This window comes from Xanthomonas sp. NCPPB 1128 (assembly GCF_001043115.1).
Lineage (GTDB): Bacteria > Pseudomonadota > Gammaproteobacteria > Xanthomonadales > Xanthomonadaceae > Xanthomonas_A.
The window spans coordinates 14,794-41,181 of sequence record NZ_LFME01000003.1 but is presented as its reverse complement, the minus strand read 5'-3'; the positions used below and the strand labels follow the sequence as shown (position 1 = coordinate 41,181).

Annotated in this window: 28 protein-coding genes; 14 read left to right on the top strand and 14 right to left on the bottom strand. The window is 68.9% G+C overall.

From position 1 onward, the window contains the following. Positions 1 to 55: 55 nt before the first annotated feature. A complete protein-coding gene (locus tag ACP93_RS03615) occupies positions 56 to 523 on the top strand; it encodes an SET domain-containing protein (RefSeq protein WP_017909663.1) in 468 nt (155 codons plus the stop codon). 96 nt (positions 524 to 619) lie between these two features. Further along, positions 620 to 1,165, top strand: coding sequence for a type 1 glutamine amidotransferase domain-containing protein (locus tag ACP93_RS03610; RefSeq protein WP_048489424.1), 546 nt, complete (start codon positions 620 to 622; stop codon positions 1,163 to 1,165). Positions 1,166 to 1,300: 135 nt separating this feature from the next. Here the strand turns inward: ACP93_RS03610 and ACP93_RS03605 are convergent, their stop codons facing one another. The 5 genes from ACP93_RS03605 to ACP93_RS03585 all read right to left on the bottom strand — a co-directional run bounded on the left by ACP93_RS03605 (position 1,301) and on the right by ACP93_RS03585 (position 4,198). Next, positions 1,301 to 1,897 (bottom strand): DUF1439 domain-containing protein, encoded by a 597-nt coding sequence (locus ACP93_RS03605; protein ID WP_048489423.1) that lies wholly within the window; start codon positions 1,895 to 1,897, stop codon positions 1,301 to 1,303. Between the two features lie 90 nt (positions 1,898 to 1,987). Next, positions 1,988 to 2,287: a DUF3861 family protein gene (locus ACP93_RS03600; RefSeq protein WP_048489422.1), complete on the bottom strand. Its 300-nt coding sequence runs from the start codon at positions 2,285 to 2,287 to the stop codon at positions 1,988 to 1,990. A 94-nt stretch (positions 2,288 to 2,381) separates the two neighbouring features. Beyond that, positions 2,382 to 2,948 carry a M23 family metallopeptidase gene (locus tag ACP93_RS03595; RefSeq protein ID WP_048489421.1) on the bottom strand — a complete coding sequence of 189 codons (567 nt, stop codon included), beginning with the start codon at positions 2,946 to 2,948 and terminating at the stop codon, positions 2,382 to 2,384. A gap of 4 nt (positions 2,949 to 2,952) precedes the next feature. Next, the gene (locus ACP93_RS03590; protein WP_048489420.1) at positions 2,953 to 3,657 is read right to left on the bottom strand and encodes a tellurite resistance TerB family protein; all 705 of its coding nucleotides are present in this window, start codon (positions 3,655 to 3,657) and stop codon (positions 2,953 to 2,955) included. Positions 3,658 to 3,799: 142 nt separating this feature from the next. Further along, entirely contained in the window at positions 3,800 to 4,198 is a 399-nt protein-coding gene (locus ACP93_RS03585) for an HU family DNA-binding protein (protein ID WP_048489419.1), read from the bottom strand. Positions 4,199 to 4,477: 279 nt separating this feature from the next. On the opposite strand from ACP93_RS03585, the gene ACP93_RS03580 reads away from it, so the two are divergent. Both ACP93_RS03580 and ACP93_RS03575 read left to right on the top strand, forming a co-directional pair. Further along, entirely contained in the window at positions 4,478 to 4,909 is a 432-nt protein-coding gene (locus tag ACP93_RS03580; protein ID WP_048489418.1) for an OsmC family protein, read from the top strand. 234 nt (positions 4,910 to 5,143) lie between these two features. Beyond that, positions 5,144 to 5,749, top strand: a complete 606-nt coding sequence (locus ACP93_RS03575; RefSeq protein ID WP_048489417.1) for a glycine zipper 2TM domain-containing protein — start codon at positions 5,144 to 5,146, stop codon at positions 5,747 to 5,749. 80 nt (positions 5,750 to 5,829) lie between these two features. Here the strand turns inward: ACP93_RS03575 and ACP93_RS03570 are convergent, their stop codons facing one another. Both ACP93_RS03570 and ACP93_RS21000 read right to left on the bottom strand, forming a co-directional pair. Continuing rightward, positions 5,830 to 6,708, bottom strand: a complete 879-nt coding sequence (locus ACP93_RS03570; protein WP_048489416.1) for a PhzF family phenazine biosynthesis protein — start codon at positions 6,706 to 6,708, stop codon at positions 5,830 to 5,832. A 38-nt stretch (positions 6,709 to 6,746) separates the two neighbouring features. Next, positions 6,747 to 7,154, bottom strand: coding sequence for a PhzF family phenazine biosynthesis protein (locus tag ACP93_RS21000; RefSeq protein WP_228135944.1), 408 nt, complete (start codon positions 7,152 to 7,154; stop codon positions 6,747 to 6,749). Positions 7,155 to 7,298: 144 nt separating this feature from the next. Here ACP93_RS21000 and ACP93_RS03560 point away from each other — a divergent pair, with 144 nt between their 5' ends. The 5 genes from ACP93_RS03560 (at position 7,299) to ACP93_RS03540 (ending at position 14,167) form a co-directional block, all read left to right on the top strand. Continuing rightward, entirely contained in the window at positions 7,299 to 9,908 is a 2,610-nt protein-coding gene (locus tag ACP93_RS03560; protein ID WP_048489415.1) for a bifunctional aspartate kinase/diaminopimelate decarboxylase, read from the top strand. After that, positions 9,892 to 10,344: a hypothetical protein gene (locus tag ACP93_RS03555; protein ID WP_048489414.1), complete on the top strand. Its 453-nt coding sequence runs from the start codon at positions 9,892 to 9,894 to the stop codon at positions 10,342 to 10,344. Before ACP93_RS03560 ends, ACP93_RS03555 begins: the two co-directional genes overlap by 17 nt. Further along, complete coding sequence (gene murL / locus ACP93_RS03550) at positions 10,341 to 11,696, top strand: UDP-N-acetyl-alpha-D-muramoyl-L-alanyl-L-glutamate epimerase (protein WP_048489413.1); 1,356 nt, start codon at positions 10,341 to 10,343, stop codon at positions 11,694 to 11,696. Before ACP93_RS03555 ends, murL begins: the two co-directional genes overlap by 4 nt. Beyond that, positions 11,677 to 13,113 carry a UDP-N-acetylmuramoyl-L-alanine--D-glutamate ligase gene (gene murD, locus ACP93_RS03545; protein ID WP_048489412.1) on the top strand — a complete coding sequence of 479 codons (1,437 nt, stop codon included), beginning with the start codon at positions 11,677 to 11,679 and terminating at the stop codon, positions 13,111 to 13,113. Before murL ends, murD begins: the two co-directional genes overlap by 20 nt. Before the next feature lie 250 nt (positions 13,114 to 13,363). Then, the gene (locus tag ACP93_RS03540; protein ID WP_048489411.1) at positions 13,364 to 14,167 is read left to right on the top strand and encodes a dienelactone hydrolase family protein; all 804 of its coding nucleotides are present in this window, start codon (positions 13,364 to 13,366) and stop codon (positions 14,165 to 14,167) included. A 238-nt stretch (positions 14,168 to 14,405) separates the two neighbouring features. Here ACP93_RS03540 and ACP93_RS03535 read toward each other — a convergent pair whose 3' ends face one another. After that, positions 14,406 to 14,669 (bottom strand): helix-hairpin-helix domain-containing protein, encoded by a 264-nt coding sequence (locus tag ACP93_RS03535; RefSeq protein ID WP_048489410.1) that lies wholly within the window; start codon positions 14,667 to 14,669, stop codon positions 14,406 to 14,408. Positions 14,670 to 14,682: 13 nt separating this feature from the next. Continuing rightward, the gene (locus ACP93_RS03530) at positions 14,683 to 15,681 is read right to left on the bottom strand and encodes a polyprenyl synthetase family protein (RefSeq protein ID WP_048489409.1); all 999 of its coding nucleotides are present in this window, start codon (positions 15,679 to 15,681) and stop codon (positions 14,683 to 14,685) included. A gap of 280 nt (positions 15,682 to 15,961) precedes the next feature. Between ACP93_RS03530 and ACP93_RS03525 the strand changes: the two genes are divergently transcribed. The 5 genes from ACP93_RS03525 (at position 15,962) to ACP93_RS03505 (ending at position 21,417) form a co-directional block, all read left to right on the top strand. Further along, positions 15,962 to 16,489, top strand: a complete 528-nt coding sequence (locus ACP93_RS03525; RefSeq protein ID WP_048489408.1) for a single-stranded DNA-binding protein — start codon at positions 15,962 to 15,964, stop codon at positions 16,487 to 16,489. Positions 16,490 to 17,445: 956 nt separating this feature from the next. Further along, complete coding sequence (locus ACP93_RS03520; protein WP_082143361.1) at positions 17,446 to 18,342, top strand: hydroxypyruvate isomerase family protein; 897 nt, start codon at positions 17,446 to 17,448, stop codon at positions 18,340 to 18,342. A gap of 30 nt (positions 18,343 to 18,372) precedes the next feature. After that, positions 18,373 to 20,058, top strand: a complete 1,686-nt coding sequence (locus ACP93_RS03515; RefSeq protein WP_048489407.1) for a GMC oxidoreductase — start codon at positions 18,373 to 18,375, stop codon at positions 20,056 to 20,058. Further along, positions 20,058 to 20,630 carry a gluconate 2-dehydrogenase subunit 3 family protein gene (locus ACP93_RS03510; RefSeq protein ID WP_048489406.1) on the top strand — a complete coding sequence of 191 codons (573 nt, stop codon included), beginning with the start codon at positions 20,058 to 20,060 and terminating at the stop codon, positions 20,628 to 20,630. Before ACP93_RS03515 ends, ACP93_RS03510 begins: the two co-directional genes overlap by 1 nt. A gap of 43 nt (positions 20,631 to 20,673) precedes the next feature. Further along, entirely contained in the window at positions 20,674 to 21,417 is a 744-nt protein-coding gene (locus ACP93_RS03505; protein ID WP_204243630.1) for a 3-keto-disaccharide hydrolase, read from the top strand. 289 nt (positions 21,418 to 21,706) lie between these two features. Here ACP93_RS03505 and ACP93_RS03500 read toward each other — a convergent pair whose 3' ends face one another. The 5 genes from ACP93_RS03500 to ACP93_RS03480 are packed head-to-tail and all read right to left on the bottom strand — an operon-like array spanning position 21,707 to position 26,329. Continuing rightward, positions 21,707 to 21,985 (bottom strand): c-type cytochrome, encoded by a 279-nt coding sequence (locus ACP93_RS03500; RefSeq protein WP_048489548.1) that lies wholly within the window; start codon positions 21,983 to 21,985, stop codon positions 21,707 to 21,709. A gap of 36 nt (positions 21,986 to 22,021) precedes the next feature. Continuing rightward, the gene (locus ACP93_RS03495; protein WP_048489405.1) at positions 22,022 to 22,876 is read right to left on the bottom strand and encodes a sugar phosphate isomerase/epimerase family protein; all 855 of its coding nucleotides are present in this window, start codon (positions 22,874 to 22,876) and stop codon (positions 22,022 to 22,024) included. A 19-nt stretch (positions 22,877 to 22,895) separates the two neighbouring features. Further along, positions 22,896 to 24,020, bottom strand: a complete 1,125-nt coding sequence (locus ACP93_RS03490; RefSeq protein WP_048489404.1) for a Gfo/Idh/MocA family protein — start codon at positions 24,018 to 24,020, stop codon at positions 22,896 to 22,898. A gap of 11 nt (positions 24,021 to 24,031) precedes the next feature. Further along, positions 24,032 to 25,249, bottom strand: coding sequence for a nucleoside permease (locus ACP93_RS03485; RefSeq protein WP_048489403.1), 1,218 nt, complete (start codon positions 25,247 to 25,249; stop codon positions 24,032 to 24,034). Between the two features lie 27 nt (positions 25,250 to 25,276). After that, positions 25,277 to 26,329 carry a sugar phosphate isomerase/epimerase family protein gene (locus ACP93_RS03480; RefSeq protein WP_048489402.1) on the bottom strand — a complete coding sequence of 351 codons (1,053 nt, stop codon included), beginning with the start codon at positions 26,327 to 26,329 and terminating at the stop codon, positions 25,277 to 25,279. Between the last annotated feature and the right edge of the window lie 59 nt (positions 26,330 to 26,388).

The window sequence follows — 26,388 nt, the reverse complement described above, 5'->3', positions numbered from 1 at the left end:
TTGGGATCGCGGGCGATGTGCGCCAGAATCTAGGCTTTCCTGTCCGGATCGCCGCATGCCCCGCAAGATCGCCGCCCGCAAGTCCCGCATCCATGGCAACGGCGTGTTCGCCGTGCTGCCGCTCAAGAAAGGCGAGCGGGTCATCGAGTACAAGGGCCGCCGCCGCAGCCACGCCGAGGTCGATCGCGACGAGGCCGGCGACGTCGAGACCGGGCATACCTTCCTGTTCACCCTCAGCGACGACTACGTGATCGACGCCAACTACGAGGGCAACGACGCGCGCTGGATCAACCACAGCTGCGCACCGAACTGCGAGGCGGTGATCGTCGAGGCCGAGGGCGAGGACCGTCGCAAGGACAAGGTGGTGATCGAGGCACTGCGCGACATCAAGCCCGGCGAGGAACTCACCTACAACTACGGCATCACCCTGGCCGAACGGCACACGCCGCGGCTGAAGAAGATCTGGGAATGCCGCTGCGGCGCCAAGAACTGCACCGGCACCATGCTGCAGCCCAAGCGCTAACCCAATCCTGGTCCTGCACGCCGCGCCGACGCGCGGTTCACGGCCCTGCCACCGACGCGTTTCTACGGTGGGACTCCCCTACTCGAGGAGTGTCCCATGAGCGCAATGCCTTCCCTGGCCGGCAAGCAGGTGGCTGTCCTGGCCACCGACGGTTTCGAACAGTCGGAACTGCAGGAACCCAAGCGCCTGCTCGAATCCTGGGGCGCCCAGGTCGACGTCATCGCGCCGGGCGATGCCGACAGCATCCGTGGCTGGAACAAGAAGGACTGGGGCGACAGCGTGCCGGTGGACAAGCGTCTGCAGCAGGCCCAGGCCGGCGACTACGACGCGCTGGTGCTGCCGGGTGGGGTGATCAATCCCGACAACCTGCGCACCGAGCCGACCGCGATCGCTTTCATCCAGTCCTTCGCCAGCGCTGGCAAGCCGGTGGCGGCGATTTGTCATGGCCCCTGGCTGCTGGCCGAGAGCGGGCTGGTGCGCGACCGTCAGGTGACCTCGTGGCCTTCGCTGAAGACCGATCTGTCCAATGCCGGTGGCCGCTGGGCGGATCAGGAGGTGGTGGTTGACGGCAATCTGATCACCAGCCGCAAGCCGGACGATATCCCGGCCTTCGCGCAGGCGGTGGCCAAGGCGCTGGGCTGAGTCCCGGCGATTCGCCTGTGCCGCCGCGATGGTGGCGACGCAGGAGAACCATACAAACAGAAACGGCGGCCGAGGCCGCCGTTTCCACGTGCGCTGCTGGTGGCGGCTGCCGCCGCACCCTGGCCGTTGCGTGGATTACTGCGCGGGAAGCATGCCCGCCGGCACCAGCTTGCCGATGTCCTGGTTGAAACGCACCACCAGCGCGCCGTTCTCCACGCCGGCCGATTGGATCTGCACGTCGCCCAGCATCGCGGTCAGGCGCGGATCCAGCTTGTAGATCGGCTCCTTGCGCGCATAGTCCTCCAGCCAGGCATTGAGCAGCTCGCGCGTGTTGGCGTCGAGCTTGCCGCCGTTGGCGGCCGGGCGGAAGTCGTCGATAGTGGGGGATTGCAGGTGGAAGCTCTGGCTCTGCTGGTCGTAGCGCAGCGCGCTGGTCAACAGCACCTGGCCCAGCGGTGTTGCCGTGCCGCCGCCGGTGGACATGCTCAGGTCGAACTGCATCTTCAGGCGATCGCCCGGCGGCAAGCTCAGCTTCGGGTCGCGCACGGTCATCTTGATCAGCCCGCCCAATGCCTTGTGCGTCTGCGGGAAGCTGCCGTCCAGATAATGCTGCACGTCGGCGGCACCGACGCTGACCTGGCGGCCCTGGATCGTCGGCTCGGCCTGGACCTGGGTGGCGGCGGCGAGCGCCAGCAGCGCGGCCGCGCGCAGGGTGAACTTGCGGAAGATCATCGGGAAGCCCTGGGCGAACGAGAGGAATTCACCATAACCGTGGCCGGTGAATGCGCGATTAGCGGAACCGGCGGCGCGCCCTGTTGCCGCTCAGGCGGCCGGCAGCGCCAGCCGTGCCAGCAGGGCGTCCAGCGCCGGTTGCAGCGGCGCCAGCAGCGCACGCGCCTCGCTGTCGCTGCGCTCGCCCAGGCCGCGCAGCAACTGCGTGCCGACGATCAGCGCGGCGCGCTCGTCGCCACGCAGTCCGGGCTGGCGCTGCGCTGCTTCGAGCAGGCGCATCCAGTCCTGCCGGCAGCGCGCCTCCAGTTCGATGGTGCAGCGGCCCTGGCAGGGCAGGCCGTCGTCCTGGATCGGGGTGACGGTGACGCGATAGCGTTGGGAGGCAGTCATGGCAGTGGCGCGCGCGGTGTGTGCCTTCAAGATAGGCGCGGTCGGCCGGCGCCACGAGCCTGCTGCTCGCGACGCTCTGTTCCAGTGCATCCGTTCAGCGTGCCGCGCGCAGCAGCGGCAAGGGGTCGTAGGCGCCGCCTTCGGCGTAGATGCCGTAATGCAGATGCGGGGGCGTGCCGCGCGCGTTGCCGCTGTCGCCCACCGCACCGAGCGGGTCGCCGGGCTCCACCAGGTCGCCGACCTGCAGCCCGGGCGCCCAGGCTTCCAGGTGCGCGTAGTAGTGCCGCTGCCGGGCCGGGCCGAGCACCCATACCTGGCGGCCGCCGAGGCCGCGTTCCGCGATGGCGACGACGATGCCGCGCGTTGCCGCCACCACCGGCGTGCCGCGCTTGGCGAAGATGTCAACGCCGGCGTGCTGGCGGTCGCGTCCGCGCGGGGCGCCGAAGGTGGCGGCGACGCGCCGCGGATCCACGCCTTCGACCGGTATGTGCAGCGCCGTCGGCGCCGGCGCCCGCGCCAACTCCCAGCCGACGCGCAGGCGCTGCGCCCACGGATGCCGCCACGCCCAGGCGGCACCGAGCGCCAGCACAGCCAGCAACGCCGCGCGCAGCAATTCCCGGCGCAGGCGTCGCGCTGGCGAAGGCGTGGGCGACGCGGCCATGCGCTCAGTCCGCGTGCAAGGCGGCCGCCTGTTTCTGCAGGCGCTGCTTCAGGGCGTCGTCGATGCCGAGCTGCCGTGCCAGTTCGTCCAGGTAGCTGCGCTCCATGAAGCCCTGTTCGTCTGCGGCGAGCAGGCTGGCCAGATACATTTCGGCGGCCATCTCGGGACTGGTCGATGCGCGCGCCACCTCGGCCGGATCCAGCGGTTTTTCCAGTTCCGCATGCAGCCACTGCTGCACGTCGGCATCGTTGCCGTGCAGGCGGGCGAACTCGCCTTCGATCAGGCGGCGTTCGTGCTCGTCCAGGTGGCCATCGGCCTTGGCCGCGCCGACCAGCGCGCGCAGCACCGCTTGGCTGTGCTGCTCGACTTCTAGCGGCGGCAGCCGGTCCACTGTCTGCGGTTCGGGGGCGGCGGCGCCGAGTTGCTGGCGTCGGTAGTCGCCGTAGGCGCGATAGGCCATCAGCCCCAGCGCGGCCAGGCCGCCGTAGGTCGCCAGCTTGCGGGTGGTGCGGTGTTTGCCGAGCAGCAGGCCGAGTGCGCCGCCGCTGAGGGCTCCCTTGCCGAAGTCGGCGTTGAGCAGGCCGCCCAGGCCGCCGGCGGTCTGCTGCGCCGGTGCGGTCGGAGCGGCGCTGCCGGTCTTGCCCATGGCCTGGCCGGCGGCGCCCCGCGCCGATTGCAGCAGTTGGTCGAGAAAGCCCTGTAGTTTCATGCACGCGATCCTGTCGAAGGGAAGCACCGGTATAGCGGCCGCAGCCTTAGCGGGCCGTCAACCCGGGCGCGCAGGCCGCGCAAAAAAACGAGACGGCCGGGGCCGTCTCGTCGGTGTGCTTGCCTGGATCAGGCGACGCTGCTCAGAGCGCGGCGTCCTTGAGCTTCTTCAGCGGGCGCACCTTGAGCTTGGTGGTGGCCGGCTTGGCAGCGAACCACTGCTCTTCCTTGGTGAACGGATTGATGCCCTTGCGCTTCGGCTTGGCCGGCACGCTGACGGCGGTGATCTTCAGCAGGCCCGGCAGGGTGAACGAGCCAGCGCCCTTCTTGTTGACCGAACCGGCCACGGCATGCTCCAGCGAGGCCATCACGGCGCGCACGTCCTTGGCGATCACGCCGCTGGTCTCGGCGATGTGCGCCACGAGCGCGGACTTGCTCAGCACGTCCTTGATCGGCTTGGGGGCGGCCGGCTTGGCGGCAGCCTTGGTCGCTACCTTCTTCACTGCCTTCTTCGGGGCAGCCTTTTTTGCGGTCTTTGCCATGATGTCTTGATTCCGTATTTGGTGGTTTGGGTCGCGCCGACCCCGTCGGCATGGCGAAATGTAGGGCATGTGCTACGCCGCGCCAATAGGCCGGAAGCAAAAAACGCGAATATTCGCCGCGGCTATTCGCCGCGGCTGACGTCTTTTTCGCCGATGACGGCGCCGGCGCCGGCACATCCGCGACGACGCGGCGGGGCATTTCCGCCGTCGCGCAGAAGCACAAGCCCGTAACGCCGCCTCCCCTATGGTCCGCGCTCCACTCACCCACAGGAGCCTCGCATGGGCATTTCGCGTCACGCCACCGCGCATTGGGAAGGCGATCTCAAGACCGGCCAGGGCCGGTTGAACACGCCGCAGAGCGGCCTGCTCGAGAACACCCGCTATGCGTTCAACAGCCGTTTCGGCGACGAGAAGGGCACCAATCCCGAAGAACTGATCGCCGCCGCGCACGCCGGCTGCTTCACCATGGCGCTGTCGGCCAAGCTGACCGAAGCCGGCTTCCCACCGACCGCGCTGGACACCCGCGCCGATGTCGACCTGTCGATGGAAGGCGGTCCGCAGCTGTCGCAGATCCGCCTGAAGGTCAAGGCCGTGGTACCGAACATCGACGCCGCGCGTTTCCGCGAACTGGCCGACGACGCCAAGCAGAACTGCCCGGTGTCCAAGGCGCTGAGCGCGGTGCCGATCAGCCTGGAAGCGGAACTGGGCTGAGGAATCTCCGGCGCGGCCCGGCCGCATGCCGGGCCGCGCGCGTGCGGCGCACCTGCGGCGCCGCCGCATGGCAGGCCAGGGCGCGTTGCGCCGCTGCACCGGCCCGAATGGCTTGATCGCCCGCTAGCTGTCGCGCCACTAAATGTGCGCGCCACAGCCGTCCCTATTCAGTCTGGTTTCACTGCGTCGGATCGAGCATGCAGTCGCGCGATCCACGCGCTTGGAACCATCGCCATGAACAAGCTCTCGACCCGTCTGTTGACCGCTGCGCTCGCTGTCGGCGTCATCGGCTCCGCCGCCGCGCAGGATTACGGTTACACCCGTTACGACGACTACCGCGACCGTGGCTACGCGTCCGGCACCTACGAATATGCGCGCGTGGTGCGCGCCGATCCGATCATGGTGCAGGTCAACGGCCCGCGCGAGACCACCGAGCGCTGTTACGACCGTCCGGCCTCGGGTAGCTACGCCAGCGATTACGGCTACCGCGGTACGGATGGCGGCCGCACCGCCTCGTCGGTGGTCGGCGGCATCGCCGGTGCGGTGCTGGGCAGCCGCGTCGGCGGCGGCAATGGCCGCTTCGTCGGCACCGCGGTCGGCACCATGCTCGGCAGCCTGGCCGGCCGCTCGATCTACGACACCAACACCCGCGCCTATGGTGGCGGTTACGGTGGCGCCGTGGTCCGCGAATGCGATCCGGTGTCCTATCGGACCGAACGCTACGACCGCGTCGACGGCTACGACGTCACCTACGAATACGGCGGCCGCTACTACCACACCCGCACCGCCTCGCCTCCGGGCGACCGCATCCGCGTCCGCGTCGACGTATTGCCCGACTGACCTCCAGGGCGCCTCCTTGCGAGGCGCCCTTTCTTTTGCGCGCCTGCCCACACCCGTGGACAGGACGCTGCAACCTTCGATCAGGGCCAGTCGATGCGGCCTTCGATCACCGTCTGCACCTGACCGCCGGACCACACCTCGCCGGCCTCGTCCACGCGCAGCGTCAGCAGCGCATCGTGGCCGACCTCGCGGCCCTGGCTGGCGATATAGCGGCCGCCGTGGCCGGGCAGGGCCTTGCTGTGATCCAGCCACGCCGCCAGCACCGCATTGGCCGCGCCGGAGGCGGCATCCTCGAAGCGCTGGCCGTTGCCGACGAACGCGCGCACGGCCAACGCATGGGCCTGGCCGCTGGCGCGCGCGTAGGCGAACACGCCCATGCTGGCGGTGCTTTCGGCCAGGGCGGCGATCGCATCCCAGTCCGGCGCCAGCGCACGCAGCGCGGCTTCATCGGCCATTTCGACCAGCCACCAGCAACGGCCGCCGTCCATGCGCACCGGCGGCAGCGCGCCGAGCGTCCAACCACGCAGTGCCGCCTGCAGGCGCGCATCCGCGGCATCGGCGATCTCGGCCACCTGCGCGCGCGGGGTGCGGATGGCGATGCTGCGCACCCCAGCGTCCACGTCGACCCGCAGCTGCAGCAGGCCGGCGATGCCGTCCTGGGTCAGCACTCCGTCGCGCGGCGTGGCGATGCCCGCTTCCAGTGCGACGTGCGCGGTGCCGACGCTGGGATGGCCGGCGAACGGCACCTCCTTCTGCGGGCTGAACATGCGCAGCCCATAGCTGGCGTCCGGCCGCGTCGGCGCGAACACGAAGGTGGTTTCCGGCAGGCGCGTCCAGCGTGCGATGGCCTGCATCGTGGCGGCGTCCAAGCCATCGGCATCGAGCACGACGGCCAACGGATTGCCGTTGCCGGCGCGGGCGGAGAAGACATCGACCTGGAAGAAGCGGCGTGCGGCCATGAGGGGAAACTCCGGACTGCGGTGGGGGAGGCCGGAGCTTACCAAGCGATCTTGCCAGCGATCACCGCTTGCACCAGGCCGCCGATCCACACTGCTTCCCCCTCCACCAGGTGCGCGACGCGGCCGTCGCGCCCGAGTCCGCGTCCCTGGCTGGCGACGTAGCGCCCGCCATGCCCTGTCCAGCGGTGCTGCGCGGCGAGCATGGCGGCGATCAGTGCGTTGGCGCTGCCAGTGGCCGGGTCCTCGGCGACGCAGACGCCAGGGGCGAAGGCGCGGACTACGAGCTGGTGTCCGGCGGCATGGCTGAAGCGAACACGGCCAGTTTGCCGGCGTAGGGCAAGGTGGCGATCGCGGACAGTTCCGGCGTGAGCGTGTGTAGCGCGCGTTCGTCGGCCAGTTCCAGCAGCCACCAGCCCGGGCCGTTCGTCCAGAGTTGTGCGCTGCATCCGGATCGCCCAACCCGGGGCTGGCGGAAAGCACGTCCAGTTGCAGGTCGCGGCGCGCGCTCACCGGTGCTCGGTTGGCAGTAGAATCGGGGGTTGCGCCCGCGCATGCCGGCGTTTTCCCCACACTGCAGACACCCCCACTCCATGTCAGCTTCCTCTCCTGTCGATCGCTGGATCGTCCTCAAGTTCGGCGGCACTTCGGTGTCGCGTCGTCATCGCTGGGACACGATTGGAACGCTGGCGAAAAAACGCGCGGACGAGACCGGCGCGCGGGTGCTGGTGGTGGTGTCGGCCTTGTCCGGGGTCACCAACGAACTGACCGCGATCGCCGACGGCAGCGCCGACAGTGCGCAACGCGTGGCCGCGCTGGAGCAGCGCCACCGCGAGTTCCTGGCCGAACTGGAGCTGGATGCCGAGGCGGTACTGGGCGAACGCCTGGCGGCGTTGCGCGGCCTGCTCGCCGATCCGCGCGCGGCCGAGCGCACGCTGGACTGGCAGGCCGAGGTGCTGGGGCAGGGCGAACTGCTGTCCTCGACCCTGGGCGCGGCCTATCTGCGCGCCAACGGCCTGGACATGGGCTGGATGGACGCGCGGCAGTGGCTGGACGCGCTGCCGCCGCAGCCGAACCAGAGCGCCTGGTCGCGGCGCCTGTCGGTGTCGTGCCAGTGGCAGTCGGATCCGGCCTGGCGCGCGCGCTTCGTCGCCCAGCCCACGCGCATGCTGATCACCCAGGGCTTCATCGCCCGGCACGAAGACGGCGGCACCGCCATTCTCGGCCGCGGCGGCTCGGACACCTCGGCGGCGTACTTCGGTGCGCTGCTCGGCGCCAGCCGGGTGGAGATCTGGACCGACGTGCCGGGCATGTTCAGCGCCAATCCGCGCGAGGTGCCGGATGCGCGCCTGCTGACCCGCCTGGACTATTACGAGGCGCAGGAAATCGCCACCACCGGCGCCAAGGTGCTGCATCCGCGCTCGATCAAGCCGTGCCGCGACGGCGGCGTGCCGATGGCGATCCTGGACACCGAGCGCCCGGAGCTGCCCGGCACCAGCATCGACGGCAACGCCCGCACCGTGCCCGGGGTCAAGGCGATCAGCCGCCGCAACGGCATCGTGCTGGTGTCGATGGAAGGCATCGGCATGTGGCAGCAGGTCGGCTTCCTGGCCGACGTGTTCGCGCTGTTCAAGAAGCACGGGCTGTCGGTGGACCTGATCGGCTCGGCCGAGACCAACGTCACCGTGTCGCTGGACCCGAGCGAGAACCTGGTCAACACCGACGTGCTGGCGGCGCTGTCGGCCGACCTGGCGGAGATCTGCCGGGTCAAGATCATCGTGCCGTGCGCGGCCATCACCCTGGTCGGGCGCGGCATGCGCTCGCTGCTGCACAAGCTCTCGGACGTGTGGGCCACGTTCGGCAAGGAGCGCGTGCACATGATCTCGCAGTCGTCCAACGACCTGAACCTGACCTTCGTCATCGATGAGACCGATGCCGACGGGCTGCTGCCGATCCTGCATGCCGAGCTGATCGACAGCGGCGCGATGCCGGTGGAGGAGACCGAGGTGTTCGGCCCGCGCTGGCGCGAGATCGCCGGCACGGTGCGGCCGCGGCCGGTGCCGTGGTGGCAGGGCGAGCGCGCGCATCTGCTGCGCCTGGCCGAGGCCGGCACGCCGCGCTACGTCTACCACCTGCCGACCTTGCGCGAACGCGCGCGCGCGCTGAAGGCGATCGCCGCGGTGGACCAGCGCTACTACGCGATCAAGGCCAACGCGCATCCGGCGATCCTGCAGACCCTGGTCGAGGAGGGCTTCGGCCTGGAGTGCGTCTCGCACGGCGAACTGCGCCGGGTGTTCGAGATCGTGCCAGAGCTGTCGCCGCGACGCGTGCTGTTCACCCCCAGCTTCGCGCCTCGGGTCGAGTACGAAGCCGCGTTCGCGCTGGGCGTGACCGTGACCGTGGACAACGTCGAGGCGCTGCAGCGCTGGCCGGACCTGTTCCGCGGCCGCAGCCTGTGGCTGCGCATCGACCTGGGCCATGGCGACGGTCACCACGAGAAGGTCAACACCGGCGGCAAGGCCTCCAAGTTCGGCCTGTCGGCGACCCGCGTCGACGAGTTCGTCGAGGCCGCGCGCGCGCTGGACATCCGCATCGTCGGCCTGCATGCGCACCTGGGCAGCGGCGTGGAGACGGCGCAGCACTGGCGGCGCATGTGCGACGAGCTGGCCGGCTTCGCCCGGCGCATCGGCAGTGTCGAGGTCATCGACATCGGCGGCGGCCTGCCGATCCCGTACAGCGCCGACGACGAACCGTTCGACCTGGACACCTTCGCCCAGGGCCTGGCCGAGGCCAAGGCGGTGCATCCGGCGTTCCGCCTGGCGATCGAACCGGGCCGCTACCTGGTCGCCGAGTGCGGCGTGCTGCTGGCCCGCGCCACCCAGGTGATCGAGAAGGACGGCATCCGCCGGGTCGGCCTGGATGCCGGCATGAACACGCTGATCCGCCCGGCGCTGTACGACGCCTGGCACGACGTGGCGAACCTGAGCCGGCTCGAGCAGCCGGCCGAGACCGTGTTCGACGTGGTCGGGCCGATCTGCGAGTCCAGCGACGTGTTCGGCAAGCGTCGGCGCCTGCCGGCGGGCACCGCGCCCGACGACGTGATGCTGATCGCCGACGCCGGCGCCTACGGCTACAGCATGGCCAGCACCTACAACCAGCGCGAGTTGCCCCGCGAGGAGGCGATCGATGCGCGCGCGGGCTGAGTTCGTCGCGGGCAGTGCCGCGGCCGGCGCGTTGGCGATGGCGGCTGCCACCGCGGTGGATCAGTCCGGCACCTCGCTGCCGTGGACCGATAGCCTGAAGTGGGCGTTGCCGGCCCTGGCCGCCGCTGCCGCCGGCGCTTGGTTGGCATTGCGCTGGACGCGCCGCAGGCCTGCTGCCAGCGCCGGCGCGCTGGCCCTGCGCACCCTGCTGCTGGCCGCACTGGCCTACGTGCCGGCGCTGGCGCTGTATGTGCTGGTGGCCGTCCTGGCCTCCGCCGCGTCGGTGCCGACCGGATTGCCATGGCAGTTGCTGCTGATGGCCTTCGTGTTCGGCTGCCTGCCGTTGCTGTGGGCTGCCTTGCCGTTTTCGATGATCGAATTTCTTCTGTGTCGCCGCTATCTGCGGCACACGCGCGTGCTTGCAGGACATCCATGACCGCTTTCGACAAACAGCAGATCGCCACCTTCCGCTTCGTCCGCTGCGGCTTCGATGCCGACAGCGGCGTGGCGCGCCTGGTCTATGCGTTCGACGACGGCCCGGAGCTGGTGGAGACCATCACCGTGCCCGGCGCGCCGTTCGCGCTCGATGCGGCGCGGGCGCAGGCGGCGCAGCGCGCCCTGCGCCTGCTGCACCTGATCGCCGGCGTCAGCTACTACAAGGCGGCGGTGCCGCCGCGCATCGTCATCGACGACTACGCCATCGATGCCGAGACCGCCGCGCTGCTGGACAGCGTGTACCTGCATGGCCTGGGCGAGTTCGCCTATCGCAATGGCCTGGACCTGCGTGGGCGCATCCGTTTCCCGGCCGCGGACGCCGAGGCGGCCGACGCCGCGACGCTGGGATTGCGCGACCAGGCGCTGGTGGCGATCGGCGGCGGCAAGGATTCGCTGGTCAGCATCGAAGCGCTGCGCGCAGCCGGCGTGGCGCAGACGGTGACCTGGATCGGCGGCTCGCAACTGATCCGCGCCTGCGCCGAGCGCACCGGGTTGCCGACCTTGAACATCGGCCGCACGCTGGCGCCGGAACTGTTCGAGCTGAACCGGCAGGGCGCGTGGAACGGGCATATCCCGGTGACGGCGGTGAACTCGGCGATCCTGGTGTTCGCCGCGGTGCTGCACGACGCCGGCCAGGTGGTGTTCTCCAACGAGCACTCGGCCAGTTACGGCAGCCAGATCGCGGGCACCGGCGAGGTCAACCACCAGTGGTCCAAGGGCTGGGCCTTCGAGCAGGCGTTCGGCACGCAAGTGCAGCGCTACGTGGCCGCGGACCTGCGCTACTACTCGCTGCTGCGCCCGCTGTCGGAGCTGGCGGTGGCGCGGCAGTTCGCCAAGACCGACCACTACGACGCGCATTTCTCCAGCTGCAACCGCAACTTCCATATCCTCGGCGAGCGCCCGGCGCACCGCTGGTGCGGGGTCTGCCCGAAGTGCCATTTCGTGTTCCTGGCGCTGGCGCCGTTCATGCCGAAGACGCGCCTGGTGCGGATCTTCGGCCGTAACCTGCTCGACGATGCCGGCCAGGCCGGCGGCTTCGACGCGCTGCTGGAGTTCCAGGACCACAAGCCGTTCGAGTGCGTGGGCGAGGGCCGCGAGTCGCGTGCGGCGATGGCGGCGCTGGCGGCGCGTGCGGAGTGGAAGGAGGACGCGCTGGTGGCGCGCTTCATCCGCGAGATCCAGCCGCAGCTCGACCCGGCCGACCTGCGCGTGGAGCCATTGCTGGAATTGGATGCGCAGCACCGCATCCCGGCCGACCTGTGGGAACGCGTGCGTGCGAATTTCGCAGCTTGAGTCGCAGCGCGTCGCGCTGTGGGGGTGGGGGCGGGAAGGCCGCGCGGCCTATGCGGCGGTGCGTTGGCGGGAATCGGAAATCGGGAATGGAGAATCGGGACGCGCGCTGCCGCTGACGGTGTTCTGTTCGGCCGAGGAGGCCGCGGAGATCGTCGCGCTGCACGACCCCGCGTTGCAGATTGAGACCGAGGCCAGCGCCGAGCGCCTGGCCGCGTTCGATGTCGTGATCAAGTCGCCCGGGATCAGCCCGTACCGGCCCGAGGCGCAGGCCGCCGCGGCGCGCGGCACGCGCTTCGTCGGCGGCACCGCGCTGTGGTTCGCCGAACACGCCGGCGCGGATGGCGTGGTGCCCGGCAGCGTCTGCGTCACCGGCACCAAGGGCAAGAGCACCACCACCGCGCTGCTGGCGCACCTGCTGCGCGCCGGCGGCCACCGCACCGGCCTGGTCGGCAACATCGGCGTGCCGCTGCTGGAAGTGCTGGCGCCGATGCCTTCGCCGCAATACTGGGCGATCGAACTGTCCAGCTATCAGACCGGCGATGTCGCCCGCAGCGGCGCGCGGCCGCAGCTGGCGCTGGTACTGAACCTGTTTCCCGAACATCTGGACTGGCACGGCAGCCAGGCGCGCTACATCGCCGACAAGCTCGAGCTGGTCACTCATGCGCGGCCGCGCATCGCGCTGCTCAACGCCGCCGATCCGCAGCTGGCCGCGCTGCAACTGCCCGACAGCGACGTGCGCTGGTTCAACCGCGAGGACGGCTGGCACATGCGCGGCGAGGTGGTCTACCGCGGCGACACAGCGGTGTACGACAGCGCGCAGGCGCCGCTGCCGGGCCGGCACAACCGCGGCAACCTGTGCGCGGTGCTGGCCGCGATCGAGGCGCTGGGCCTGGACGCGGCGGCGCTGGCGCCAGCGGCCGATCGCTTCCGGCCGCTGCCGAACCGGCTGCAGACCCTGGGCACGCGCGATGGCGTGACCTATGTGAACGACTCGATCAGCACCACGCCGCATGCCAGCCTGGCGGCGCTGGAGTGTTTCCGCGGGCGGCGCATCGCGCTGCTGGTCGGCGGCCACGACCGCGGCCTGGACTGGCAGGACTTCGCCGCGCACATGCGTGATGGTGGCGCACCGCTGCAGATCGTCACGATGGGGGCCAACGGCCCACGCATCCATGCCTTGCTGACGCCGCTGGCCGCTGACGCCGGCTTCGGCCTGCATGCGGCGGTTGATCTCGCAGAGGCGGTGGCGCTGGCGCGCGCGGCGCTGGGCGAGCAGGGCGGCGTGGTGCTGCTGTCGCCCGGCGCGCCCAGCTTCGGCGCCTACCGCGACTACGTGGCGCGCGGCCGCCATTTCGCCGTGCTGGCCGGGTTCGACCCGGATGCGATCAGCGCCATCCCTGGGCTGGGCATCGCCTGAGTGGCGGCGCGGCGTCGGCGCACGCGGTGCGCTGGCGTCGCGCTGTCGGTGCGACTACCGCACGTTGCGATGCGTGGCGCTGGGCTGACATGCGAGCTACGGAAAGAGCATGACCGGAAGCGGCCGTCGGCCGCCACACGACGGCGCTGTGCGCCTTGTCCCAGAGCCTCGTATTCGCCCTCACCTCGGCCTCACCTCGGCGTGCATGTCAGGCTCTAGACTGCCGGCTGGTTCCCACGGGAGAAGGACGATGCGCACACGTTCGATGATGCGGTGGACCGGTCTGCTCGGGCTGGCCTTGGCGCTGCCGCTGCAGGCCTGGGCAGCGATGCAGGCCAAGCCGGTGGAGTGGCAGGTCGGCAAGGACACCTTCAGCGGCGTGCTGGTCTACGACGATGCCGAGCACGACAAGCGCCCCGGCCTGGTGATGGTGCCGAATTGGCGCGGCGTCAACGGCTCCGCGGTGGAGAAGGCCAAGCGCCTGGCCGGCGACGATTATGTGGTGCTGGTGGCCGACGTCTACGGCAAGGGCAAGCGACCGGCCAACGATACCGAGGCCGGGCAGTTCGCCGGTGCGCTGAAGAAGGATCCGGCCACGCTGCGCGCACGCGCGTTGGCGGCGGTGGCGGCGTTGAAGGGGCAGGCCGGCAAGGCGCCGCTGGATCCGGCGCGAATCGGCGCGGTTGGCTTCTGCTTCGGCGGCACCACGGTGCTGGAACTGGTCCGCGCCGGTACGCCGCTGGCCGGCGTCGTGAGTCTGCATGGTGGCCTGGCCACCGCCGCCCCGGCGGCTGAAGGCAGTGCCAAGGCGCCGGTGCTGGTGCTCAACGGCGCCGACGACAAGAGCGTGAGCCGCGACGACATCGCCGCCTTCGAGCAGGAGATGAACCGTGCCGGCGCCGACTGGCAGTTCGTCAACTTCAGCGGCGCGGTGCACTGCTTCGCCGAAGCCGACGCCAACAGCCCACCGGGCTGCCAGTACAACCCGCGTGCGGCCAAGCGTGCCTACCGGATACTCGAGGATTTCTTCGAGGAGCGCTTCGGGCGGGATTAGGGAGGTGCCTCGCGCTGCGCGCTTGGCGGGATTGGAGATTGGCAAAGGCGGTGGATCGCGCTTTGCCATTCCACTGCGGTAGCCAGACGCAAAGCGTGATGCGTCGCTGACATGGGCGATGAGTCCGCAACGCGTCAGGTGTCACGAATCGCTTTTACCAATCCCCAATCTCGATTCCCCAATCCCTCCGGCGCGCGGTAGCGCGCCGGATAAGCGGCCTGACGGGCGTAATGACCCCTTACGGTGTCTTGGAGAAGGGCTTGAGCAGGTGCGACTGCGCTGCGGCGATGGCGCCGTTCATGGCCGCGCGCGCTTGCGGGCTGTTGCGCCAGCAGGTGGAGCCGAGCAGCGCCGCAGCCTGTTCAGTGAGTTGCCTTGCATCGCAGGCGGCTAGCGCCTGCAGGGAATGCACGCCCAGTTGCTCCAGCCGTGCGACCACGGTCGGGCCGACGCCCTTCACCGCCAGCAGCACGGCGCGCTCCTCGGCGGTGAATATGGTCATGCGCGAGCGGCGATCAGTGCCTGCGTTCGACCGCGTAGCGCGCCAGGCCGCGCAGCGCGGCCACCGCCTCGTTTTCCGGCAAGCCGTCCAGGGCGCGTTCGGCGGCGGCGGCGTAGTCGGCGGCGCGGCGGCGACTGTAGTCGATGCCACCGCTGGCTTCGATCGCGGCCAGCACCTCGGGCATCGCGCTGGCGTCGCCTTGTTCGACGATCTGGCGCAGGCGCGCGCGGGTCGCCTCGTCGGCATGCGCCATGGCGTGGATCAGCGGCAGCGTGGCCTTGCCCTCGGCCAGGTCGTCGCCCAGGTTCTTGCCCAGGTCGGCGGCGTCGGCGGTGTAGTCGAGCACGTCGTCGGCGATCTGGAACGCATAGCCCAGTTGCATGCCGTAGTCGTAGAGGCGCGCCTGCACCGCCTCGCTGGCGCCGGAGGCCAGCGCGCCCAGGCGGGTGCCGGCGGCGAACAGTACCGCGGTCTTGCGCTCGATCACGCGCAGGTAGGCGGCTTCGTCGGTGTCGGGGTTGTGCACGTGCAGCAGTTGCAGCACCTCGCCCTCGGCGATGCGGTTGGTGGTGTCGGCAAGCAGGCGCATCACCGCCATACTGTCCAGCTCCACCATCAGCTGGAAACTGCGCGAATACAGGAAGTCGCCGACCAGCACACTGGGCGCGTTGCCCCACAGCGCGTTGGCGGTGCTGCGGCCGCGGCGCAGGTCCGACTCGTCCACCACGTCGTCGTGCAGCAGGGTCGAGGTGTGGATGAATTCGATGATCGCCGCCAACTGGTGCTGCATCGGTCCGCCGGCGCCGCAGGCGCGGCCGGCCAGCACCACCAGCATCGGGCGCAGGCGCTTGCCGCCGGCGGAGACGATGTGGTCGGCGATCTGGTTGATCAGCACGACGTCCGAGGCCAGGCGACGGCGGATCAGGGCGTCCACCTCGGCCATGTCCGGCGCGGCGAGCATCTGGATCTGGGGCAGGCCCAGGGCGGAGCTGGGGGATTCGGCGATGCTCATGCGGACAGGACTGGAAACGTGCGCAAAGTATAGGCTGCGCGGCCACATCCGTCCCGCGGTTGGCCGCCGCCGGGGCCTGAAGGCTTGCCCCAGCTGGCTTTGCAGCGCCCTGCGGGGCGCGCGCAGGTAGGATTCCGACAGGCCGATGCGGCGTTTTCCGGGGCGCCGGCGGGCGCCTGGCGCAGGCCGGCCCAGCCCGGCGATGTTAGGATTGCTTCCCGAATCTTCTTTACCGCTCTGCGCGCCCCCGGCCCGCGGAGACCCCAGACGGAAGCAGCTCATGGCCCGCGGCATCAACAAAGTCATCCTCGTCGGCAACCTCGGTAACGATCCCGACACCAAGTACACCCAGGCCGGCATGGCCATCACCCGGATCAGCCTGGCCACCACCAGCGTGCGCAAGGACCGCGACGGCAACCAGCAGGAACGCACCGAGTGGCATCGCGTGGTGTTTTTCGGAAAGCTCGGCGAGATCGCCGGCGAGTACCTGCGCAAGGGCAGCTCGGTCTACGTCGAAGGCTCGATCCGCTACGACAAGTACACCGGCCAGGACGGCGTGGAGAAGTACTCCACCGACATCGTCGCCGACGAGATGCAGATGCTCGGCGGCCGCGGCGAGGGCGGTGGCGGCGGCATGGGCGGCGGCGACCGTCCGCAGCGCTCGGCACCGCCGCGCCAGGAACGCTCCGGTATGGGCGGCGGTGGCGGTGGTGGCGGCGGGCAGGACTACGCGCCGCGTCGGCAGCAGCCGGCCCCGCAGCAGTCCGCGCCGATGGACGACTTCGCGGACGACGATATTCCGTTCTGATTTCCAGTAATCCTTGATGTCGGCAAGCCCCAGTCAGCCGTTGTGCTTGCTGGGGCTTTCTGTTTTGCAGGGGGCGTGTTCTTTGCTGCTGACCCGGCATCGATCTTCTGCCTATATGAGGATGGGCGATGGCGCGGGCATGCGTGCCAGGCGATCGATCGGCTGAGAGGCGAGGCCAATCTTCGGCGCGCTTTTGTTCTGCCCCCAACAACGACGACGCGAAGCCAGGCGCGATCGGTCGATTGGGGCCATGGCACATCGTCTTTCTCCGGGCTCGGAGAATTTCGGCCGAAGCGAGCGTGCACGCGGTGGGTGCTGTGCTGTTTTCGCCTTCGCGAAATCAGCTTGATCGCCAAGCGTGGTTTCGCGCGGCCGACTCGCGCAATGCCTTGGCGCGGCTTTTCCTGCCGAATCCTTGTCGTCGCTCCCGGCAGGCCGGCGCACCGGAACGGGTCAAGTGCCGTAAGAGCGGCTTTTAGCCGCGACGCCTTTCCTGGGAAAGCCTGTCGCGGCTAAAAGCCGCTCCTACGAAAAAGCACATTGGCTGCGCTCGCCTCCACACCAATATCCGCGTCACATGAATGCGTGTGGCAGCGTGGCGAGGATGCGCTGGAACTTCCATCCGAATCCGCCATCACAGCCACATAGCAGGCAGTCCAACGCCCTGACTCCAAAGCCGAGCCACTGTTTCATCCGCTTCTCGCCATGCTTCCCCTGCATGGACATGTTCACGCTGATGCAAGCCGCTTTTCGCTTTACATCAGCTTGTCTCTCTCCATGCCTCTCCCGGCATTTCACCATCGGCATGCGGCCATCGGCGCGACAACGTTGTGCCCTGCAGCATGAGCTTTCTTGCACTGCGTCTTGCACAAACGCGATTTCCTCCCGTATGGTTCAATCGATTGAATCGCGGCGATTCATCAGCGTTTGACACCGGTTGGGAGGCCGGAAGGTGGATGTCTATCCATTCGATCGAACCGGCGCCGGCCTCGGGGTTCACGCGGCGCGACGCGCTGCGCATGGCGGTCGCCGGGAGCCTTGGCCTTGGGGCAGCGGCAGTGCTGCCGGCGCGTGCTGCCGCCACGCCGCTCAGGGGCAACCTGAAGCAGTCCGTCGCCCGCTGGACGTTTCCGCAGCTGTCGACCGCACAGCTTTGCCAGGTGGTGAAGGGCGTGGGGTTCGCCGCCATCGATCTGGTTGGCCCCGCGGATTGGCCCACGCTGAAGGCGCATGGCGTGTACAGCGCGATGTGCAACGGCGCGGAACTCGGCCTGGACAAGGGCTTCGCCGGCAGCCAGTTCCACGATGAACTCGTTGAGCGCTACACGCGGCACATCGACCTGGTGGCCGATGCCGGCTATCGCAACCTCATCTGTTTTTCCGGCAATCGCAATGGCATGGATCCCCAGGAGGGCATGGCCCACGCCGAAGTCGGGCTCAAGCGCATCCTCGGGCATGCCGAGAAGCGCGGTGTCGTGCTGGTGATGGAGCTGCTGAACTCCAAGGTCGATCATCCCGACTACCTGTGCGACCACTCCGCCTGGGGCGTCGAGCTGTGCCGGCGGATCGGCTCGGACCATTTCGGCCTGCTGTACGACATCTACCACATGCAGATCATGGAGGGCGACATCATCGCCACCATCGGCAAGCATCACGCGTGCTTCAAGCATTACCACACCGCCGGCGTCCCGGGCCGGCACGAGATCGGGGACGCGCAGGAGCTCCACTATCCCGCGATCTGTCGCGCGATTCGCGATACCGGTTTCGATGGCTATCTGGCGCAGGAATTCGTTCCTACGGCGCCGGATCCCGTCGGCTCGCTGCGCGAGGCGATCCGCCTCTGCGACGTCTGAAACGCTATCCACCCAGGTGAAGTAGAACCCATGGCAGACAATCATTACGACGCCATCGTCGTTGGCTCGGGAATCAGTGGCGGTTGGGCGGCGAAGGAGCTGACCGAGAAGGGACTCAAGGTCCTGATGCTGGAACGCGGACGCAACATCGAGCACGTCAAGGACTACGTCAACGCGATGAAGGAGGCGTGGGATTTCCCGCACCGCAACCGCCCGACCCAGGCGATGAAGGCCGCCTATCCGGTGCTGATGCGCGACTACGCCCTGGTCGAGAACCTGCAGGGGATGTGGGCCAACGAACAGGAATCGCCCTACACCGAGATCAAGCGGTTCGACTGGTTCCGCGGCTATCACGTGGGCGGTCGCTCGCTGATGTGGGGACGGCAGAGCTATCGCCTGTCGGACCTGGATTTCGAGGCGAACCTCAAGGATGGCATCGCCACCGATTGGCCGATCCGCTACGCCGACCTCGCGCCCTGGTACGACCATGTGGAGAAGTTCGCCGGCATCGCCGGCACGCGCGAGGGACTGGACGTGTTGCCCGACGGCGAGTTCCTGCCGCCGATCCCGTTGAACATCGTCGAGAAGGACGTCGCCGCGCGGATCAAGAAGGCCTTTGGCGGCACCCGGCACCTGATCCACTCGCGCACCGCCAACATCACCCAGCCCAAGGTCGAGCAGGGCCGCGTCAACTGCCAGTATCGCAACAAGTGCATCCTGGGCTGTCCGTTCGGCGCCTACTTTTCGACCCAGGCGGCCACGCTGCCGGCGGCCATGAAGACGGGCAACCTGACCTTGCGGCCGTTCTCGATCGTCAAGGAGGTGCTCTACGACAAGGACCGCAAGCGTGCGCGCGGCGTGGAGATCATCGACGCCGAGAGCGGACAGACCTACCAGTACACGGCCAAGGTCATCTTCCTCAACGCGTCCTCGTTCAATTCGACCTGGCTGCTGATGAACTCGGCCACCGATGTCTGGGACGGCGGCCTGGGGTCGTCGTCCGGCGAGCTCGGGCACAACGTGATGGACCATCATTTCGGCGCCGGTGCCTCCGGCCGGGTCGAGGGCTACGAGGACAAGTACTACTTCGGCCGCCGTCCCTGCGGCTTCTACATCCCCCGGTTCCGCAATGTCGCCGCGGACAAGCGCGGCTACCTGCGCGGCTTCGGCTATCAGGGCGGTGCGAGCCGCACCGGCTGGTCGCGCGAGATCGCCGAGCTGAACATCGGCGCCGACCTGAAGGAGGCGCTGACCGTGCCGGGCGACTGGCGCATCGGCATGACCGGCTTCGGCGAGATGCTGCCGCACCACGACAACACGATTCGTCTGGACCCGCAGCGCAAGGACAAATGGGGGCTGCCGGTGCTGGCGATGGACGTCGCCATGCGCGAAAACGAAAAGGCCATGCGCAAGGACATGGCCGCCGATGCCGCCGAGATGCTGGAGGCGGCCGGCGTCAAGGAGGTTGCAATGCACGATGCCGACTACGCGCCGGGCAAGGGCATCCACGAGATGGGCACAGCGCGCATGGGCCGGGACCGCAAGAACTCCGTGCTCAACCAATACAACCAGGTCTGGGATGCGCCGAACGTCTACGTGACCGACGGCGCCTGCATGACCTCCAGCGCGTGCGTGAATCCCTCGCTGACCTACATGGCGCTGACCGCGCGTGCCGCCGATCATGCCGTGCGCGAACTGAAAGCGGGGAACCTGTGATGGAACGTCGCGAACTGCTGAAGATGATCTTCGCCGCCACGGGCGCGGCGATGGTCGGGCTGCCCGCGCTCGCCCATGCACAGGCGCCGGCCGCGGCGGCGAAGGCCCTCTTCACCGCTGCCGATATCGGCACGCTGGACGAGATCGCCGAGACCATCCTGCCGCGGACCAGGACGCCGGGGGCGAAGGACGCCGGTGCCGGCGCGTTCATGGCGAAATTCGTCACCGATTGCTACACCTCCCGGCAGCAGGCGGCGTTCCGCGCCGGCCTGGCCGAGATCGACAAACGTGCCGGCGGTCGGTTCGTGTCGCTCACCCCGCAGAAGCGCGCTGAACTGCTGCGTGCCCTGGATGCGGAGGCCAGGGCAAAGACCATCGACGTGACCGACACCGGCACCGCCGAAGCGGCGGACGCGATGCCGCATCCCTTTACGATGATCAAGCAGCTGACCATCTTCGGCTTCTTCACCTCCGAGGTCGGCGCGACCGAAGTGCTGCGCTACGTTGCCGTGCCGGGCCGCTATGAAGACATTCCCTACGTTCCCGGCACACCCGCCTGGGCCACCGGCTGATGGAGCGTCACGTTTCGCCCTTCCTCCTTTCCCAGGAAACACGATGACCAGATCCCTGCTGATGGCGGCCTGCCTGCTGGCCGCGGTGCCTGCGGTCGCGCACGCCGACGGCGATCCCGCACGCGATCCTGCCAAGACCGAAGTGTGGAAGCCCGTGCCCGCGACCGTGGCCACGCCCCCGGGCGGCGCGCCCTCGGACGCGATCGTGCTGTTCGATGGCAAGGATCTGTCGGCCTGGGAGTCGGAGCAGGGCGGACGCGTGCCCTGGCGCGTCGCCGACGGCGCGCTGACCGTGGTGCCGGGCAGCAAGGGCATCCGCACCAAGCAGCGCTTCTGCGACATCCAGTTGCATGTCGAGTGGCGCACGCCCACCGCGACCCGTGGCTTCGACGGCCAGCAGCGGGGGAACAGCGGCATCTTCCTGCAGGAGCTGTATGAGTTGCAGGTGCTCGACAGCTACGACAACCCGACCTATGCCAATGGCCAGGCCGGCGCGATCTACAAGCAGGCCATTCCGCTGGTGAATGCCTCGCGTGCGCCAGGCCAATGGCAGGTGTACGACATCATCTGGACGGCACCCCGTTTCTCGCAGGGCGGCGGACTCACGTCACCCGCGCGCATCACCGTCCTGCACAACGGCGTCCTGGTGCAGAACGACACCGTGCTGTCGGGCAAGACCGAGTACATCGGCGCGCCGTCGTATGCGCCGCATGCCTGCGCGCCGATCTTCCTGCAGGAGCATGATTCCAAGGTCAGCTACCGCAACATCTGGGTGCGCGAGCTGTAGCGCCGGCGCGCCCGCCGGCGCCGGTCACCTGATGCGTGTCATCAATCCGCGGGCAGCCCTCGCCGCGATGCGCACGCGTGTGGCAATGAAGCGCCAGGGCGTGGCGTGCGTCCACGCCCGAGCGATGGCCCCGCCATGGGCGCGCACGCCGCCGCCCTTCGGATTGGGCTGGCAAGCGCGCAGCCAGCGCCGCGCGGCTTGATCCGAAGCTAGTCAGGCGCTGCACCCGCAACGTCGGCCGCGCGCCTGCCAGGCCCAGCGCGGCAAACTCGGCGATGGGTGATACGCCCTACTGCGCCAGGAAGCTGGCGAGGTCGTCGACCTCCTGTTGGGACAGCTGCGAAAAGGGCGGCATCAAGCCGCCGCCGTTGCGGATCTTTTCCTTGATCTGCGCCGGCTGCAGGCGCTTGCCCACGTCAGTCAGCGCGGGGAACGTGGGTGGGACGCCCGCGCGATTCGCGCCGTGGCAGGCCGTGCACTGGGTTGCGTAGAGCTGCGCGCCGGCCGTCGGGTCGTCCTTGGACCAGGCCGTTGGCGCAAGCGTCGTCCCCAGCAGCACCACGGCCATCGTCAGGATCGTGTTCAAGCGGAACTCCTTTCCGGACTAACGCGGTGCGGCAGCGGGCAGGTGCTTGCGCAGGTAGTCCGCCCCGGTCCGCACGACACTGGCCGGATCGCGCGGTTGGTCGTGCTCGATGATGTACCACTGCACGCCGCTCGCCGCCGCGGCTGGCAGGATCGCGCTCCAGTCCAGCACGCCCTGGCCGACGGCGGCAAAGCCCCCTTCGTCTTCGGCCTGGCCTTTCGGTGCATTGTCCTTGGCGTGGACCGCGAACATGCGGCCCTTGAACTTGCCCAGCATCGCCGCCGGGTCGTAGCCCGCGCGCGCGACCCAGGCCAGGTCCAGTTCGGTCTTGAGATCGGGGCCGGCCGCGGCGAACAGCAGTTCCAGGCCGGTCTTGCCATCAAAATCCACCAGCTCGAAGTCGTGGTTGTGATACGCCAGACGCATGCCCTTGGCGCGCACCCGCTTCGCGATCTGGCCCAGTTCCTGGCCCAGTGCGGTCCACCCTGCGGCATCGGTCGGCCGTTCCTTCTGGTCCAGGTAAGGCACCACCAGCACCGTGTTGCCGATCGACCGGTTGAATGCCACCACGCCGTCCAGGTCCTTGCGCAGGTCGGCCAGCTGCACGTGCGAGGAGACCGCCTTGATCGAATACTTGTCCAGCAACTGCTTGAGTTCCGCCGCGCCAACGTTCTGCGTGCCCACCGTCTCCACCGCACCCACGCCGGCGTCATGGACGATCTTCAACTGTTGCTCGAGCGAGCCGGCGTTGCGCAGCGTGTACATCTGCACCGCGATGGGGGCCTGCGGACCGGCGGCGTCGCGTGCGAAGGCGGGCAGGGTCACGAGGAGCAGCAGTGCGAGGGTTGCGGTTCTGCGTGTCGCTGTGTTCATCAGGAAGTCCTTCCGGGATTCAATCGATGGATGTCCAGCCGCGTGTCCTGGCCGATGTGATGACGCGATCGACGATCAGCGCCGAGCGCAGCCCGTCATCGAAGGTGGGCAGGCCTTCCGGCCGCTCGCCGTCGATGGCGCGGTAGGTGTCGGCGACGAACGCCTCGAAGCAATCGCCATAGCCCTGCGCGTGCCCGGCCGGCAGCGTCGCCAGCCGGCGTTGTTCGGCGCTGCCGGCGCCCGGCCCGCGCACGAAGACCTCCTCGCGCTGGTCGGGCCGGCCGATCCACAGCCGTTCGGCGTCCTCCTGGTCGAACGCCACGCTGGCCCTGGCGCCATCGATCTCGAACCAGAGGCGATTGCGGCGCCCCGCCGAGACCTGGCTGACCGTCAACGCGGCCAGCGTGCCCGCGCCGGTTCTGAGCATCGCCATGGCCACGTCTTCGCTGGAGACCGCCTGCATCGCGCCGCCTGCCGCCGGCGTGGTGAAGCTCTGTCCGGTAGTGGTGCCGCGCTCGGCGATCACGGTCGCGAACGTCGCGCTGACCTCGGCGAAGCGCTCGCCGCTCACCCATTCCACCAAATCGCACCAGTGCGAGCCGATGTCGGCGAACACGCGCGACGCGCCGCCCAACGCCGGGTCCACGCGCCAGTTGTTGCTGGCGGGGTCCAGCAGCCAGTCCTGCAGATAGCTGCCGTGGATCAGGCGTAGCGGCCCCAGTTCGCCCTGGGCGATGCGGGCGCGCGCCTCGCGGACCACCGGGTGGTAGCGGTAGACGAACGGCACCGTTGCGACCAGCCCGGTCGCGCGGGCCAAGGCCGCCAATGCCTGGGCATCCTCCAGCGTGGTCGCCAGCGGCTTTTCGCAGATCACGTGCTTGCCGGCGTCCAGCGCCGCCTGCGCCATGGCGCGGTGCAGATGGTTGGGCGTGCAGACGTGCACGACCTGCACCTGCGGATCGGCGACCACCTCCTCGATATCGCGATAGGCGCGCGGCACATCCCACGCCTGTGCCATCTCGCGTGCGCGCTGCGGGGAAGAGGCGGCGACGCCGCGGACCGCGGCACCGGCCAGCAGGGCCGCGCGGCGGTGCACGGCGCCGATCATGCCGGTGCCGACGATGGCGATTCCAAGCTTGGGCATCGGTGGGATCCTCACGACGCGGAAGGTGCGGCCGCGACGGCGGGCCGGTCGCGGAACAGCACCAGGAAAGCGACCAGCACGACCAGCGCGACGCCGGCCGGGAACAGCCAGATCTGCCGCCAGTCCGGGCCCGCCGCGGTGGTGTAGTGCTCCACCACCGCACCGGACAGGAACGTGCCGATCAGCATGCCCACGCCGTACGTGGCCAGGGTGATGAAGCCCTGCGCGCTGCTGCGCGCGGCGGGGCCGGCGTGCGCATCGGTATAGATCTGGCCGGTGACGAAGAAGAAGTCGTAGCAGATGCCGTGCAGCACGATGCCGATCACCAGCAGGGAGAAGCCGCCTCCCGCATCGCCGAAGGCGAACATCGCATAGCGCACCACCCACGCCGCCATGCCCACCGCCAGCATCGTCTTGACCCCCAGCCGCACGAACAGGAACGGCATGGCCAGCATCAGCAGCACTTCGGAGACCTGGCCCAGCGATTGCAGGCCGGCCGCGCCGCGCACGCCCAGATCGTTGAGGTAGGGGTTGGTGAAGTTGTAGTAGAACGCCAGCGGGATGCAGATGGCGATGGAGGCCAGGAAGAACACCAGATAGGAGCGCGACTTGAGCAACCGCAGCGCGTCCAGCCCCAGGATCTGCCCCAGTCCGGCGTCGCGCTGTCGCGCCAGGGGCGGCGTGTGCGGCAGGGTGAAGGCATACAGGCCCAGGGCCAGCGACGCCAGCGCCGCCATCCGGAACGTCAGTTCGAGCCGATGCGCCTGTTCCCAGCCCAGCCAGCCGATCAGCACGCCGGCCACGATCCAGCCGACGCTGCCGGCGACCCGCACCGGCGGAAACTGCTTCTCAGGCGACTGCATGTGCCGCATCGCCACGCTGTTGGCCAGTGCCAGCGTCGGCATGAACAGCAGCATGTAGCCCATCACGCAGGCGAAGAACACGCCGAAGCTGGTCGCCGTGGACGCCAGCCACATCAGCACCGCGCCGGCGAGATGCAGTACCCCGAGGATGCGCTGCGCCGCGAAGTAGCGATCGGCGATCAGGCCGACCAGGAACGGCGCGACGATGGCGCCGATGGACTGGCTGAGGAACGCCGTCGCCACCTGACTCGCGCTGGCGTGCAGGGGCCCCTGCACCAGGTACGTGCCCAGGGTCACGAACCATGCCCCCCAGATGAAGAACTGCAGAAACATCATCGCGCCCAAGCGCGACATGGTGTGCGTCATGGCGTCCCCTCCCAGGGCGGTAATGACTCAGGTTCCCAGCATGCGCCGCAGCGATTCCGGATCGGCGCCGCTGCCGGCGAAGTCGTCGAAGGCGCGTTCGGTCACGCGGATGATGTGGTCGCGGATGAACGCGGCACCCTCCCGTGCCCCGTCTTCCGGATGCTTCAGGCAGCACTCCCACTCCAGCACCGCCCAGCCCGGGAAATCGTATTGCGCAAACTTGGAGAAGATCGCCTTGAAATCGATCTGGCCATCGCCGAGCGAGCGGAACCGCCCCGGACGATCGATCCAGTCCTGGTAGCCGCCATAGACGCCGCTGCGCGCGCTGGCGCGATATTCCGCGTCCTTGACGTGGAAGATGCCGATGCGCGCGTGGTAGCGATCGATGAAACCCAGGTAGTCCATCTGCTGCAGCAGCAGGTGGCTGGGGTCGTACAGGATCTTGGCGCGTGGGTGCTGGTCGACCATGTCCAGGAAGCGCTCGAAGGTCGCGCCGTCGTGCAGGTCCTCGCCCGGGTGGATCTCGAAGCACAGGTCCACGCCACAGGCGTCGAAGGCATCCAGGAGGGGGCGCCAGCGCCGGCCGAGTTCGGCGAAGGCTTCCTCCACCAGCCCGGGCGGGCGTTGCGGCCAGGGATAGAAGTAAGGCCAGGCCAGCGCGCCGGAAAACGTGGCATGCGCCGTCAGCCCCAGGCGCTGGCTGGCCTTGGCGGCCAGCCGCAGTTGCTCCACCGCCCAGGCCTGGCGGGCGGCGGGGTTGCCGCGCGTGTCCGGCGGTGCGAAGCCGTCGAACAGACTGTCGTAGGCGGGGTGCACGGCGACCAGCTGTCCCTGCAGGTGGGTGGACAGCTCGGTGATCTGCAGGCCGTACCCGGCCAGCATGCCGGCGAGGTCGTCGCAGTACGCCTGGCTGTGCGCGGCCTCGGCCAGATCGAACAGGTGGGGCGCGCTGGTCGGGACTTGTAGGCCAGAATAGCCCAGGCCCGCAGCCCATTCGGCCAGCGTGTCCAAGCGATTGAAGGGAGGTGTGTCGGCGATGAACTGTGCCAGGAACAGCGCCGGACCCTTGAGCGTCTTCAACGTGATTCGCCCTCATGCAATCGATTGAATCATCCTAGCATGGGCCTCCCGCAAGACCC

What these genes read in the sequence shown, in the direction of transcription:
- ACP93_RS03615 (WP_017909663.1), top strand. Translation starts at nt 56, where the DNA reads ATGCCCCGCAAGATCGCCGCCCGCAAGTCCCGCATCCATGGCAACGGC.
- ACP93_RS03610 (WP_048489424.1), top strand. Translation starts at nt 620, where the DNA reads ATGAGCGCAATGCCTTCCCTGGCCGGCAAGCAGGTGGCTGTCCTGGCC.
- ACP93_RS03605 (WP_048489423.1), bottom strand. Translation starts at nt 1,897, where the DNA reads ATGATCTTCCGCAAGTTCACCCTGCGCGCGGCCGCGCTGCTGGCGCTC.
- ACP93_RS03600 (WP_048489422.1), bottom strand. Translation starts at nt 2,287, where the DNA reads ATGACTGCCTCCCAACGCTATCGCGTCACCGTCACCCCGATCCAGGAC.
- ACP93_RS03595 (WP_048489421.1), bottom strand. Translation starts at nt 2,948, where the DNA reads ATGGCCGCGTCGCCCACGCCTTCGCCAGCGCGACGCCTGCGCCGGGAA.
- ACP93_RS03590 (WP_048489420.1), bottom strand. Translation starts at nt 3,657, where the DNA reads ATGAAACTACAGGGCTTTCTCGACCAACTGCTGCAATCGGCGCGGGGC.
- ACP93_RS03585 (WP_048489419.1), bottom strand. Translation starts at nt 4,198, where the DNA reads ATGGCAAAGACCGCAAAAAAGGCTGCCCCGAAGAAGGCAGTGAAGAAG.
- ACP93_RS03580 (WP_048489418.1), top strand. Translation starts at nt 4,478, where the DNA reads ATGGGCATTTCGCGTCACGCCACCGCGCATTGGGAAGGCGATCTCAAG.
- ACP93_RS03575 (WP_048489417.1), top strand. Translation starts at nt 5,144, where the DNA reads ATGAACAAGCTCTCGACCCGTCTGTTGACCGCTGCGCTCGCTGTCGGC.
- ACP93_RS03570 (WP_048489416.1), bottom strand. Translation starts at nt 6,708, where the DNA reads ATGGCCGCACGCCGCTTCTTCCAGGTCGATGTCTTCTCCGCCCGCGCC.
- ACP93_RS21000 (WP_228135944.1), bottom strand. Translation starts at nt 7,154, where the DNA reads ATGCAGCGCACAACTCTGGACGAACGGCCCGGGCTGGTGGCTGCTGGA.
- ACP93_RS03560 (WP_048489415.1), top strand. Translation starts at nt 7,299, where the DNA reads ATGTCAGCTTCCTCTCCTGTCGATCGCTGGATCGTCCTCAAGTTCGGC.
- ACP93_RS03555 (WP_048489414.1), top strand. Translation starts at nt 9,892, where the DNA reads ATGCGCGCGCGGGCTGAGTTCGTCGCGGGCAGTGCCGCGGCCGGCGCG.
- murL (WP_048489413.1), top strand. Translation starts at nt 10,341, where the DNA reads ATGACCGCTTTCGACAAACAGCAGATCGCCACCTTCCGCTTCGTCCGC.
- ACP93_RS03540 (WP_048489411.1), top strand. Translation starts at nt 13,364, where the DNA reads ATGCGCACACGTTCGATGATGCGGTGGACCGGTCTGCTCGGGCTGGCC.
- ACP93_RS03535 (WP_048489410.1), bottom strand. Translation starts at nt 14,669, where the DNA reads ATGACCATATTCACCGCCGAGGAGCGCGCCGTGCTGCTGGCGGTGAAG.
- ACP93_RS03530 (WP_048489409.1), bottom strand. Translation starts at nt 15,681, where the DNA reads ATGAGCATCGCCGAATCCCCCAGCTCCGCCCTGGGCCTGCCCCAGATC.
- ACP93_RS03525 (WP_048489408.1), top strand. Translation starts at nt 15,962, where the DNA reads ATGGCCCGCGGCATCAACAAAGTCATCCTCGTCGGCAACCTCGGTAAC.
- ACP93_RS03520 (WP_082143361.1), top strand. Translation starts at nt 17,446, where the DNA reads ATGTCTATCCATTCGATCGAACCGGCGCCGGCCTCGGGGTTCACGCGG.
- ACP93_RS03515 (WP_048489407.1), top strand. Translation starts at nt 18,373, where the DNA reads ATGGCAGACAATCATTACGACGCCATCGTCGTTGGCTCGGGAATCAGT.
- ACP93_RS03510 (WP_048489406.1), top strand. Translation starts at nt 20,058, where the DNA reads ATGGAACGTCGCGAACTGCTGAAGATGATCTTCGCCGCCACGGGCGCG.
- ACP93_RS03505 (WP_204243630.1), top strand. Translation starts at nt 20,674, where the DNA reads ATGACCAGATCCCTGCTGATGGCGGCCTGCCTGCTGGCCGCGGTGCCT.
- ACP93_RS03500 (WP_048489548.1), bottom strand. Translation starts at nt 21,985, where the DNA reads ATGGCCGTGGTGCTGCTGGGGACGACGCTTGCGCCAACGGCCTGGTCC.
- ACP93_RS03495 (WP_048489405.1), bottom strand. Translation starts at nt 22,876, where the DNA reads ATGAACACAGCGACACGCAGAACCGCAACCCTCGCACTGCTGCTCCTC.
- ACP93_RS03490 (WP_048489404.1), bottom strand. Translation starts at nt 24,020, where the DNA reads ATGCCCAAGCTTGGAATCGCCATCGTCGGCACCGGCATGATCGGCGCC.
- ACP93_RS03485 (WP_048489403.1), bottom strand. Translation starts at nt 25,249, where the DNA reads ATGACGCACACCATGTCGCGCTTGGGCGCGATGATGTTTCTGCAGTTC.